This window comes from Taibaiella lutea, assembly GCF_008629695.1.
Lineage (GTDB): Bacteria > Bacteroidota > Bacteroidia > Chitinophagales > Chitinophagaceae > Taibaiella > Taibaiella lutea.
In genome coordinates, this window is record NZ_VWSH01000002.1 from 1 (window position 1) to 12665 (window position 12665).

13 protein-coding genes and 1 rRNA gene are annotated in these 12665 nt (G+C 37.7%); 9 read left to right on the forward strand and 5 right to left on the reverse strand.

Annotated elements, in window-relative coordinates:
• The 6 genes from rrf to F0919_RS07385 all read left to right on the forward strand — a co-directional run.
• A 5S ribosomal RNA gene (gene rrf, locus F0919_RS07360) occupies nt 1-103 on the forward strand; the annotation flags it as partial.
• 122 nt (nt 104-225) lie between these two features.
• Entirely contained in the window at nt 226-1137 is a 912-nt protein-coding gene (locus F0919_RS07365) for a DUF72 domain-containing protein (protein WP_150032117.1), read from the forward strand.
• Nucleotides 1138-1272: 135 nt separating this feature from the next.
• On the forward strand, nt 1273-3351 hold the full coding sequence (paaZ, locus tag F0919_RS07370; protein ID WP_150032118.1) for a phenylacetic acid degradation bifunctional protein PaaZ: 2079 nt from the start codon (nt 1273-1275) through the stop codon (nt 3349-3351).
• Nucleotides 3352-3540: 189 nt separating this feature from the next.
• Nucleotides 3541-4248, forward strand: coding sequence for a hypothetical protein (locus F0919_RS07375; protein ID WP_150032119.1), 708 nt, complete (start codon nt 3541-3543; stop codon nt 4246-4248).
• A gap of 63 nt (nt 4249-4311) precedes the next feature.
• A complete protein-coding gene (locus tag F0919_RS07380; RefSeq protein WP_150032120.1) occupies nt 4312-5196 on the forward strand; it encodes a lysophospholipid acyltransferase family protein in 885 nt (294 codons plus the stop codon).
• A 45-nt stretch (nt 5197-5241) separates the two neighbouring features.
• Nucleotides 5242-6246, forward strand: a complete 1005-nt coding sequence (locus tag F0919_RS07385) for a fatty acid desaturase family protein (protein ID WP_235903474.1) — start codon at nt 5242-5244, stop codon at nt 6244-6246.
• Between the two features lie 43 nt (nt 6247-6289).
• Here F0919_RS07385 and F0919_RS07390 read toward each other — a convergent pair whose 3' ends face one another.
• A complete protein-coding gene (locus F0919_RS07390; protein WP_150032121.1) occupies nt 6290-6694 on the reverse strand; it encodes a VanZ family protein in 405 nt (134 codons plus the stop codon).
• A gap of 139 nt (nt 6695-6833) precedes the next feature.
• Here F0919_RS07390 and F0919_RS07395 point away from each other — a divergent pair, with 139 nt between their 5' ends.
• Complete coding sequence (locus F0919_RS07395; RefSeq protein WP_150032122.1) at nt 6834-8357, forward strand: tetratricopeptide repeat protein; 1524 nt, start codon at nt 6834-6836, stop codon at nt 8355-8357.
• A 16-nt stretch (nt 8358-8373) separates the two neighbouring features.
• Here F0919_RS07395 and F0919_RS07400 read toward each other — a convergent pair whose 3' ends face one another.
• Nucleotides 8374-9825 (reverse strand): ArnT family glycosyltransferase, encoded by a 1452-nt coding sequence (locus F0919_RS07400; RefSeq protein WP_190277306.1) that lies wholly within the window; start codon nt 9823-9825, stop codon nt 8374-8376.
• A gap of 99 nt (nt 9826-9924) precedes the next feature.
• Nucleotides 9925-10215: a hypothetical protein gene (locus F0919_RS07405; protein WP_150032124.1), complete on the reverse strand. Its 291-nt coding sequence runs from the start codon at nt 10213-10215 to the stop codon at nt 9925-9927.
• A 292-nt stretch (nt 10216-10507) separates the two neighbouring features.
• On the opposite strand from F0919_RS07405, the gene F0919_RS07410 reads away from it, so the two are divergent.
• The gene (locus F0919_RS07410; RefSeq protein WP_150032125.1) at nt 10508-11008 is read left to right on the forward strand and encodes a DUF4251 domain-containing protein; all 501 of its coding nucleotides are present in this window, start codon (nt 10508-10510) and stop codon (nt 11006-11008) included.
• Nucleotides 11009-11065: 57 nt separating this feature from the next.
• Here the strand turns inward: F0919_RS07410 and F0919_RS07415 are convergent, their stop codons facing one another.
• Nucleotides 11066-11293 carry a 4a-hydroxytetrahydrobiopterin dehydratase gene (locus tag F0919_RS07415; RefSeq protein WP_150032126.1) on the reverse strand — a complete coding sequence of 76 codons (228 nt, stop codon included), beginning with the start codon at nt 11291-11293 and terminating at the stop codon, nt 11066-11068.
• 123 nt (nt 11294-11416) lie between these two features.
• Between F0919_RS07415 and F0919_RS07420 the strand changes: the two genes are divergently transcribed.
• Entirely contained in the window at nt 11417-12196 is a 780-nt protein-coding gene (locus tag F0919_RS07420) for a M90 family metallopeptidase (protein WP_150032127.1), read from the forward strand.
• Here F0919_RS07420 and F0919_RS07425 read toward each other — a convergent pair.
• Complete coding sequence (locus tag F0919_RS07425; protein ID WP_150032128.1) at nt 12193-12654, reverse strand: SRPBCC family protein; 462 nt, start codon at nt 12652-12654, stop codon at nt 12193-12195. The two genes, F0919_RS07420 and F0919_RS07425, sit on opposite strands and share 4 nt — an antisense overlap.
• Nucleotides 12655-12665 lie beyond the last annotated feature (11 nt).

Below are 12665 nucleotides of genomic sequence, written 5' to 3' on the forward strand. Positions count from 1 at the left end.
GTATTGCCGAGGGTGTTCACCTCTTCCCATTCCGAACAGAGAAGTTAAGCCCCTCATGGCCGATGGTACTGGTTAACTCCGGGAGAGTAGGTAGCTGCCATATTTATTACAAAACCTTCAACTTAAATAGTTGAAGGTTTTTTTGTGCACATAAGTGATGCTTCTGAAACACAATTATTAATTCAATTAAGTAAATTTGTTGATTACAATCATAAGGATGTTCTCATGGAATTCGGAAGAGTTAATGACAAAGAATTAAGTGATATAGATTTTAGTTTACCACCAGAGCCTGATTTTAATAAAACGGTTTTGAAAGGAAAGGAATTGAAAACTGCACAGTTCTATATGGGTTGTGCAAAATGGGGAAGACCGGAATGGGTTGGTACACTTTATCCGCCTAAAACAAAAGAGAAAGATTTTCTTGAGAATTATGTCAAACATTATAACAGCATCGAGCTAAATGCTACACACTATAAGGTTTATGGCGCTGATATGATTGAGAAATGGAGCTCAAAAGCTGATGGTAAAATTTTTAAATTTTGCCCGAAAATGTATAAAGGTGTTACTCATTTCGGAAAGCTGGAAGGCAAAGAATTTATCACAGATGAGTTCCTCAAGAATATCGTTGCTTTTAAAAAGCATTTAGGCCCTATATTTATTCAGGTTAGCGAAACCTTTTCTCCGAAAAGAAAAGAAGAATTATTCAGCTATTTGAAAACATTACCAACAGATATGGATTTCTTTATAGAAGTCAGGCATCCTGAATGGTTTATTAATGCTGTAGTAAGAAAGGAATTTTTCGGATTTTTAAAGCAATCAAATTTAGGCGCAGTAATAACAGACACCGCAGGAAATAGAGAATGCTGCCACATGTATCTTACAATACCTAAAGCTTTTATAAGATTTGTTGGTAATAGCTTGCATCCGTCAGATTACACGCGCGTTGATGAGTGGGCAGAACGCATCAAATACTGGAAAGAGAATGGATTGAAGGAGCTTTATTTCTTCATGCACATGCATGATGAAGCTAAATCACCAGAGCTTACAGCATATCTGGTTGATAAATTCAATACTGTTTGTGGGTTATCATTGCACAAACCCTTACTACATGAAGAACCTAAAGGTTTGTTTGATTAAGTCACATCTATATAACAAGGACGCAATTTATTATTTGTCTTTCCTTTTTTTCTTTTGAATTTTTATAATAGTAAATTGCAGCTCTGAAATTCAAAGACGCTTCATTCAGCGGATTTATTATTAAAAGACCAAAATATGTCAGTTTCTCAATTAAGAAATTATGCCAGCGGGCAATGGATAGCGGGTGAAGGTGAGGGTGAAATATTACACAATGCCTTAACCGGCGAAGCCATATATACTGCAAGCAGCAAAGGACTTGACTTTGCATCCATGATGCAATACGCAAGAACCAAAGCAGGACCTGTATTACGTAAGATGACTTTTCATGAACGTGGCAGAATGCTGAAGGCTTTGGCTATGTATCTGATGGCTCGTAAAGAAAACTATTATACAATAAGTCATTTAACCGGAGCAACGCGTTCCGATAGCTGGGTGGATATTGAAGGTGGTATAGGGAATCTGTTTGCCAATGCATCTCTACGTCGTCAGTTTCCGGATGAAAGTTTTTATGTAGATGGTGATGTTGCGCCCATGTCTAAACGTGGTAGTTTTATTGGTCATCATATTATGGTGCCTAAACGTGGCGTAGCCATTCATATCAATGCGTTTAACTTCCCTGTCTGGGGGATGTTGGAAAAAATTGCAGTGAACTTTATGGCGGGCGTTCCGGCAATTGTAAAGCCTGCGACATTAACCTCTTTCCTGACCGAGGCTGTGGTAGCTGATATTATCGAATCGGGTATCTTACCTGAAGGTTCTTTGCAATTGATTTGTGGTTCTGCACGCGGTATTTTAGACCATGTCCAGAATGGCGATGTGGTAACTTTTACAGGTTCTGCGTCAACAGGTAAGATGTTGAAAGCACATCCAAGATTAATTGATGAAGCTGTTCCGTTCAACATGGAAGCCGATTCTTTGAACTGTACTGTTTTAGGCGCTGATGTAAAAACAGATGCTCCTGAATTTGATATTTTCATTAAAGAAGTTGTAAGGGAAATTACAACCAAAGCCGGGCAGAAATGTACCGCAATCCGCCGTATAATCGTACCGGAAGCAATGGTAGAGGATGTTCGGATTGCTTTAGGTAAAAGAATTGCTACGACTACAATCGGCGACCCTTCTATTGAAGGCGTGCGTATGGGTTCTCTTGCAGGGCTTTCCCAGAAACAGGAAGTATTAGAGAAGATACAGGAGCTTTCCAAATCACAGGAAATTGTAATCGGAGATGTAAATAATTATGAAATTAAAGGGGGAGATAAATATAACGGAGCATTCCTGCCGCCTGTGATTTTCTATAATGCAAACCCATTCACCAATACAGCATGTCATGATCTTGAAGCTTTTGGTCCGGTAAGCACCATTATGCCTTATGCTGATTTGGATGAAGCTATTACATTGTCAAAAATGGGTAAAGGTTCATTAGTAAGTTCTATTATTACTGCGGATGATAAGATTGCCAAAGAATATGTGTTGGAAGCTGCTGAAATGCATGGGCGTATTTTGGTGTTGAACAGCGATTGTGCTAAAGAAAGTACAGGTCATGGTTCTCCGATGCCAATGTTGGTACATGGCGGCCCCGGACGTGCGGGCGGTGGCGAGGAAATGGGTGGTAAACGTGGCGTATTGCATTATATGCAACGCACGGCCATTCAAGGTTCCCCTACTTCTATCACTGCTATTACCAATGTATATCAGCAAGGTGCGAAAGGTCATATTCTGGAAGAGCATCCATTCAGAAAATACTATGAAGAAATTCAGGTCAGCGACCAGTTACTGACTGAAAAGCGTTTGATAACGCCTGAAGATATAGACAGATTTGCTGCTTTGAGTGGTGACAATTTTTATGCGCATAAAAGAGAAACAAACTTCGAAGGAACGATGTTTGACGAACAGGTAGCACATGGTTATTTCATTATGAGCGCTGCTGCAGGATTGTTTGTAGATAGCTATGAAATCAACCCTGTATTGTTGAATTATGGTATTGATGAATTGCGCTTTACAAAGCCTGTTTATGCAGGAACTAATTTACAGATTCGTTTTACCTGTAAACAAAAATTACCTTCCGATACTACACCTGACCCTGAAAATCCGAAATCATTGATTAAAAGAGGTATTGTGAAATGGTTGGTTGAAATGCTGGATGATAGTGATGAACCATTGGTTGGTGTTGCCACTATTCTGACAATGGTAAAATTAAAGAATCAGGAAGACTAAGCTCATTTCATAGATTTGATAACTTTTCAAAAGTTGTCAAATCTATTAGTTTGAAAAAAATAAAAGGTTCAGGTGTTAAATCCTGAACCTTTTTCGTCGAAAGTATTTTTGGCTGTTTTAAATTAATTTTAAACACGAATTATAAAGTAGAGTCAAAGGTTTGAATTGCTCACCTCCAATAACCTTTTTATGAAAAACAAATTACTTTTCTTATCTGCACTATTCGTTCTGTTCTTTGGAAAAGCAATGGGACAAAGCGACACAACATACACTCAGGATATTGAAGATGATGAAACCGAAGAGGTTTACAATGATTATTCAACATCAACAACAAAATTAGATACACCCATTTTCAATATAGGGCTTTATGCGCTTTCCATGCCTTTCAATCAACAACAGGCATTTGGCGGTGGCATCAGCCTGAAAATGAATTACAGAACCAATCGTGCTGTAGGGTTGCATCTGGATGTACTTGGCCGAGGCATTGACGAAGATTACGGCTACATTGTAGGAGATCCGACATTACTGCATTGGAACGTTGGCGCTTTTTATGAATATACTTTTTTGCAGGAGCATAATTTTCAGGCAAGTTTCAGAATGAATGCAGGTGTCAGTGGTTTTAGCCTTAAGGATAACTCCATAAGGGAGGTTTATACCTGGTATGACGAATATGGCAATGCTTATGAAGGAGAGCGGGCTGTTACTGTTGATGAAAATATCTTTTTGCGTATTGCTCCTGCTATAAACCTGGATTACAAAATTTCAAATTCTGTTGCTTTGGAAGGCATGACATCTTATGATTTTTATGTGGGCAATCCAAGCTTCGGGAAAATTGCGCAGTTCAATAATTATATGATTGGATTAGGCGTGGTCATCCGCATAAACACAAAGGAATAGAAATCATACCAAAGCATTAACTTTGCATCGCTCCAAAACGAGCCATTACAAAGCAGGAACCTCATGTTGAAAGCCGTCATTTATTATATTACCTTACCCTTTATTTATTTATTATCCATATTGCCATTTCCGTTGCTTTACGGATTATCTAACTTTTTCTTTTTTGTTCTGTACCGATTGGTTGGTTACCGTAAAGCCTTGGTACTACAGAATCTCCGCAATTCTTTTCCCGAAAAGACAGAAGCTGAGATTCAATTGATTGCAAAGAAATTCTATAAACATCTTTGCGATTTATTTCTGGAAATATTCAAGACACTGACGATTAGTAAAGAGAGCATGTTGAAGCATTGCTATTTACATCCTGATGCAAGAACCTTGTTTACCCGACTGGCAGCAGAAAAGAGAAGTGTTATTCTTGTTATGGGTCATCAAGGCAACTGGGAATGGGCAGGCAATACTTTCAGCGCTGAAATCAATTCGCAGCTTTATGTAATTTATCATCCCCTTGCAAATCAATACCTGAATGGATTGATGTATAAGATGCGCACCCGTTTCAAAACGAAATTGATAGCTATGAAAGATACTTTCAAAGAAATGGTGGTACACAGAAAAGAAGTTACAACTACAGCCTTTATTGCCGACCAGACACCAAGCAATGTTTCAGGCGCACATTGGATGACGTTTTTAAATCAGGATACACCTGTGTTTTTAGGTACGGAACGCATTGCCAAGAAAATGAACTATCCCATCGTCTATGCTTTTGTAAAGAAAATCAAGCGTGGTGTTTATGAACTGAACGCGGAATTATTACTGGAAAACCCGGGTAATACTGCCGATGGAGAAATTACGGAAATGCATACCAGAAGGTTGGAACAAGACATTATCCTGCAGCCTGAAACATGGCTATGGTCGCACCGCAGATGGAAACGTAAGAGAACAGATGTCTAAAATCAAGGAAAAATCATCATCTTTGCAGGATACATTTTAATTAACATGCCCGCGGTTCAGGAAATAGTACATAAAGAAAAGATGCGCAAAGGCAAAGAACTCATTTTAGCAACAAAAGCATTTGCAAAAGAAGACAGAAGCAAAAGTTGGTGGCATCTTGTAACGACTATGATGTTGTTTTTTGCTTCAATGGCAGGTTCTTTTTTTGCACCGTGGTTTGCATTGAAAATTGTTTTCGGAATTTTTCAGGCATTTGTGTCTGTCCGTTTTTTTATCATTTACCATGATTACCTGCATCATAGCATTCTTCAGAAATCTAAGTTGGCGAATTTTATAATGACCTTATTCGGTGTGTATATTCTCGCACCCAAAAGCATCTGGAAACGCTCGCACGATTACCATCATAATCATAACTCCAAGCTATTCAGTGCCAGCATCGGCTCTTATCCTATTGCTACGCGGAAGAAGTTTGAGAGTATGACCCGTTCGGAGCGTATTGTTTATCTTACGATTCGCCATCCTTTGACAATAGGACTCGGGTATCTTTCCATGTTTATTTATGGTATGTGCATCAGCTCTTTTGTCAGTAGTCCGAAACGTCATTGGGATTCCTTGCTGACACTGGTTTTTCATGCTTCTTATATTGCCTTAATTGCGATTTTCCTTGGCTGGCAATCGGCATTTGCAGGCATTTTGCTCCCTTTTCTTGTTGGTCATGCATTAGGCTCTTATCTGTTTTATGCACAACATAATTTTCCGGGCGTTATTTTCCAGGCAAATGAAGACTGGGCTTATGAAGGCGCAGCATTGAAATCCTCCAGCTATATGAAGACAAGTGCATTTTGGGCTTGGGTTACGGGTAATATCGGGTATCATCATATTCATCATTTGAATTCACGTATTCCTTTTTACAGGTTGCCGGAAGCTATGAAAGCATTGCCGGAACTACAGACTGCAACAGTTACTTCTTTAAATCCCAGAGATATTATTGCCTGTTTCAGGTTGAAAATATGGGATCCTGAAAGAGGCGAGATGGTGGGATTGTCATAAGATTTTACGACAATAATTGAAAAGGTAATTCGCCGGAACATTCTTATTCAACCATTGATTCCCTGCCGTATTTTCTTTCTGTCAGATAAAAAAGACCGACACCTAAAGCTCCGCCGATGCTATCTGCCAATACATCCCATAAGTCATAAGAACGTCCGGAGGTAATACCGCTGCCCTGCAATAGTTCAACCAGATAGCCGGTCAATACAGCCAATAAAAACAGTAATACACGTTTCCTGATATTGGTAGTTTGAAAAACGGCTAACCATAAAAAACTGAAGCCACCAAAAATTACAAAATGCACCCATTTGTCTATCAACGGAAAATGAACGCTTGGCACATCTCTTCCGGGAATAAGGCAGGCTACGAAAATCATTAAAGTCCAGAGAACAGCAATGATTTTAGCTCTGGTTTTGTTTTTTGTAAAGAAGTTAAACAACATTTTCATAAGGGAGCATTATTTCGGAGACAGGCAAAGATAAGTTCTCACAGGACAAAATAACTCCAATCTTCATATTCTTAAAACTATCTGAAAACAGATATGGTACCTATCCTGCATTCATATTTATAATATCTTTGTGGGCGTTATGCCCCTCTTAAAACGCTTTTGTGTAATAGTTTTTACTGTCCTTCTTTGCTTCGGAGCTTTCAACCGCGGCATTGCGTCCGTTTACACAGGCAAATATGTTTTTGATTTTAACAACAGATGCAAAGAAGCTTATCAGGCTTTTATTTCTTTACGTATTCAGGAAGGTAATGCTTTGCTTCAGGCAGAGCAAAGAGAGAATCCCAACAATCTGATTCCTGTTTTTTTAGCAAATTATGATGATTGCATGACGCTCTTATTTAACGGAGATGCAAAGGAATTCGCTAAGAGAAAAGAACATTTATCTGTACGTCTGGACCAATTGGAAGAAGGCGATAAAAACACACCCTGGTACAGATATACAAAGGCAGCCTTATATTTTCAATGGGCAATGGTGCATATCCGTTTTAATGAATATTTCAGCGCCGGTACCAGTTTCAGAAAGTCATTTTTACTATTAAAAGAAAATCAGAAATTCTTTCCATCCTTCAGGAATAATCAGGTATTGCTCGGTGCAGAGCAGGCATTGGTCGGCACTATTCCCGATAATTACAAATGGATTTCAAGCTTGCTTGGAATGAAAGGAGATGTGAAGAAAGGTGTGGCACAAGTAGTGGATTTTCTGAATCACAGAGATGGAAGCGCTTCTTTATTAAGAGAAGAAGCCATCTTTTTTTATTGTTACCTGAAATATAATCTGCTGTCCGACCATAAGGCAGTATGGACTTATATGAATGAAAGCGACCTTGATTTCAAGAATAATTTGTTGTACACATTCATGAAAACAAATTTTGCTTTGAATGATAATAAGGCGGCTATTGCGGAGCAAACGCTGAATAATCGTAATCAGGGAAGCAATTATATGGAAACGCCTATTTTCAACTATCAAATGGGCAGTGCATTGGTATTAAGAATGGATGATGACTGTATTCCTTATTTTCAGAAATTCCTGAACCGCTATTCCGGCAATTCTTTTGTGAAAGAGACTTATGAAAAGATGAGTTTTTATTATCTGGCTACAGGTAACAATCAACAGGCCGTTTATTATAAAAACAAAATAAAAACGTCCGGAAGTGCAGAAGTAGATGCCGATAAACAAGCACAGCGTTATGCAGAAAGCGCTGAGTTTCCTCATCCTGTTTTATTGAAAGCAAGATTGTTTTGTGATGGAGGTTATTTCAATAACTCATTGGAACAACTGAAATTATTAAATGGTAATACACTTCCGACGATAGCTTCCAGATTGGAATACAACTATCGTTATGCAAGGATTTATACACTTACCGGTCAATACAGTAAAGCAATCCCTTTTTACGATGCTGCCATTCGCATGGGATATAACAGACAGGAACATTTTGCGGCGCGTTCTGCTTTGGAATTAGGACAGATATATGAACAACAAGGCATGAAAGATAAAGCTATAGCTTATTACAAAAATTGTCTTTCAATGAAGAACCATGATTATAAATCTTCTTTGGATCAGAAAGCAAAAGCAGGTATCGACAGGTTAGGCGGAACATTGTAAATTCGATCTGCATTCTTCAATTTCTTGTAACTTTCATTAATATATAATGTTGCGTGCTGTCCAGAACCTGAATGCCATTTTCCATGTTTTGCCTTAGTGTATTCAGGTCAAAATATTGCTTATCACGTTCTGAAAAAATAAGATAATCAACATCCGAAGAACGCAGAAAACTTACCAGGTCATCTTTTGCAATCATTTCTACGTCCTGCAGCTTTTTGAACTGCCCCAACTCATTAAAAACCATTCTTCTCGGACACAACACGTTCGCCTGCTTTACATCCGTCGGAATCTTTGAAGCCATTACAGCATTCTCTGCAACAATGCCACCTGTACTGAGATTTACAGCATTTTCCATAATTTGCCTGCCGGAATAAAAAATGCTTACAGCCAGGTTAGCAACAAATAGAAATTGAAACACAAACAAGGTTTTCTTTTTGTCTGAAACTGAAAGCCAATACCAGCCTTCTACAATAATTAGATATATAAAGGGTATATAAACCACCATGTATTTTGTGGTTTTAGAAGGATTCAATAATGCCATTGAAACAACTAATAACAAGGTATAAAGCAGTAATGCACGATTGTGTTCTTTCAGTTTTTTATAACTTCCGATTAAAGCTATCATCAACATTGCTGTAAGAATCACTTGTTTCTCATTATATAGAAATCTGCTTTGTTCTTCTATCAATTTCAAAAATGGTTTGTACCAATTACTGTGCGGTTCCGACACAATGGGATCGTGTGCAAACTGATGCCAGAAATATTTCAGGTCTGCGTGTATCAGTATATCCGTAAAGTAGGGGAGGAAAGCTATACACGCCATTATGCCAAACAGAAAGAAGCTTTTGAACTCTTTTTTTAACAACAGGAAGCCAAGGCCTGCAATGATAAAAATTACACCATTCAGATGTGCAAACATGCAAAGACCCGCCGCAATACCGGCAAGTATCAGATAAAGCATTTTGCCTTTATCAAAATACATCATCAGCATGGTATAAGAAACAAAGCCCAGACACATAAGCATGACTTCAGGACGAAAGTCTGCAGCGGCATACAGCAAATCCTGGTTGAAGAGTAATAATATTAAAACTCCATAAAACCTGAAATTATGAATGCTCGCGTAACGGTATTTAATCCATTTATAGAATACAAAAAGAAAGGCAGCAAAAAAGCAGAGGGAAACAGCGTGAAGCGTGTATAGATTCAGTCCGAATATTTTGCTGAAAACATAGCCTATATACACAAACAATTTGTGAAAGATGCTCTGATAAACATCATAACCGAGATTACTGAAACCGAAATCGGACTTGACTTTGCCGATGTGCATCAACCAATAAACCTGTTCGCCGAGATATTCATCATCTGTCCGCGGAGTGTTGTCGAACTGATAAGCAGCAAAGAGTAATAAGGCTATGATTAATAACCAGTACTTTTTCCGGCTGTTGAATAATTGATTGAAGAATAACAAAATAAATTTCGTGCGGGCTTTTAAAATCGGGAGTTTAAATGACAAAAACAGCCATAGCTGAATCAACTATGGCTGCAATTAATTTTAATACACATCTACTCAGCCAGCAAAGGACGGTTCATCCTTAAACTTCTCAATTTCTTTACCAATAACATTCGCGAGATCTTCAGGCAATAAATTTTCGTTAGTAAATTTCCATTCAAAAATATTGTTATTATTAGCCTTTCCACTCAATTCATAAAGTCTGTCGTATATAATCACTGAGAATAAACTTTCATGTTCTGACTTATATCCTGTTGCTTTAAATTTCATGTCATAGTTTCCAATCTTCACTGATGCATCTATGTGTATCTTGTTAGTCGCTTCTTTCATTTGGGTTTGATTATCCATTTTCCGCTTTGATTTTGATTGTAATTTACGTGTTTTTATAATTACAGGCAAATGACTAAATTGTTGGGAATGAAACAAATAAACTCTTTTTCATTTTATCTCTGAACTCCTTAACAATAAAGCACTTCATTCAATAAAATCCTTTTAATTTCAATTAAAATTCCTACTTAAAAGTCTTCTTATTAAGCACTTACATTTCATTATAAAAATATAGGAATTTAAATAAGGGACACAAGTCTTAAAAATTATAATTTTGGATATAGCGGAAAGCTCTAATAAATCAACAAATACTATGAAAAACTATTTGTTAATCATCTTTTTCCTGACCGGAATAATTGCCGGAATACCTATCCAATCTTTCGCTCAACAAAGCGCAACTGCATTAAAAACCAGGCAAGCATTTTTTGATTTGAGTACCGGCGATGTTTATAAATTCACGGCAACTTACGTATATCCCATGAGAGGACCTTCGAGAAACCTGACACCAGATTACACAATGATATTCAGTAAGGATACATTGAATGGCCGGCTTCCTTATTTTGGAGTGGCGACATCCGTTAATTACGGCTCAAGAGATTGTGGTGTGAATCTGGAAACAAATAGTTTCACTTATACACAAACGATAGATAAAAAGGGCACCTGCGTCATTAAATACCAATTGAAAAGTTCAAATGATATAATGAATATTACCTTCAGTATTTACAAAGAAGGCAAAGCAGATTTAAGCGTCAACTTTTTACAAAGAGAGGGCATTTCTTACAGAGGCGTAATCGAAAAAATTGCACTTCCATAAATTGCCGGAAGTTGTTTGATCATATCTTCCGGCAGCAACTTCATCTTATAAAAAGATTTACAGCTTGTCTATAGCATCAGCCATATCTTCATCAAGCTGTGTAATGACATCGCCTGCATCATGCGTGGAAAGCCATATTTCAACTTTATTATAGGTATTGGTCCATGTAGGATGATGATTCATCTTTTCGGCAACTGTTGCCACTTTAGTCATAAAGTCAAATGCGTCTTTGAAATTATTAAACTCGAACGAGCGGTATAATTTATTGTTTTGTTCTATCCACATAATGAAAGTATTTTCAGGAACAAAATAAACAATAAAGAATTGAAATAGTTGCGTACAATAACATCTGTTTTGTTTTAGCTACATTTACATTTGCCTTCATACATTTCAATCTTCAAATTTATTATGAAACCTGTACTACTGATTATCTTTTTACTATTGCTTATACTTTTCATCAAAAGAAGGAAGAAGAAAGAAATAGTATTGGCGGAACGTCAGATTCCGGTTGATGAAATGGATACAGATCTGAAGGAACATGTTTCTTTCTACCAACAGCTGAATGAAAACGAGCAATCTATCTTCAGGCAGAGAGTGCAGCATTTTCTGGACACTACCGTAATTACGCCTGTTGATAATGTTGAAATATCGAACTTAGACAAGTTGTACGTGGCTTCAAGTGCCATTATTCCTATTTTTCATTTCAAAGACTGGACTTATAATAACTTAAATGAAGTGCTTATTTATCCCGGAACATTCACAAAAGACTTTGATGTGAAAGATGAGGAGAGAAATGTTTTGGGCATGGTGGGCGACGGAGCCATGCACCGTATGATGGTGCTTTCACTGCCTGCGCTGAGAGCCGGATTTGAAACAGAACGTCCCGGTAATACGGGCATTCATGAGTTTGTACATTTACTGGATAAAGCAGACGGTTCTACGGATGGCATTCCTGAATACCTCATTCCTAAAGACATGATAACGCCGTGGATTAAATACATGCACGAAGCCATTCATGATATACGTAATAACGATTCGGATATAAATCCGTACGCTGGTACAAATGAGGCGGAATTCTTTGCCGTTATCTCGGAATATTTTTTCCAGAAGCCACATTTTCTTGAATCGCACCATCCGGAATTGTACGCAATACTTGTAAAGATTTACGGAACAGATACCGGGAACTAAGGGAAAAGCATTTTTATCTTTTCTGTACGGTAATCGAAAAGTTCATTTAATTGCTTTGCTACAAATAAACGGTTAGCCCAATTACCCAGAAATCCGAAAGGCATTTCATACAGGATATTATCTTTCATCAGCACACCATTTTCTGTTGATTCAAAAAGGTGCGTATGTTCCCAAACCTTGTATGGACCTTTGGTCTGAATATCTTTAAATTGCCTGAGCGGAATTACATCCTGAATAAGGCTTTCCCATTTCATGGGAATCTTCATAAGAGGACTGACTTTATATTCAATCTTCATGCCAGTGTAAACTTCCTTTGTTTCAGGGCAATGAATGATTTGAAAATGGAGGTATTCAGGTGAAAGTTTTGCAAGGTTTTCGGGATTGGAAAAGAAAGCCCATGCAGCATGGATATCTGCAGAAATAAGGGTTTCCCGTTTTAGCAAAAATTGCCTGGCCATGCTTTTTGTGT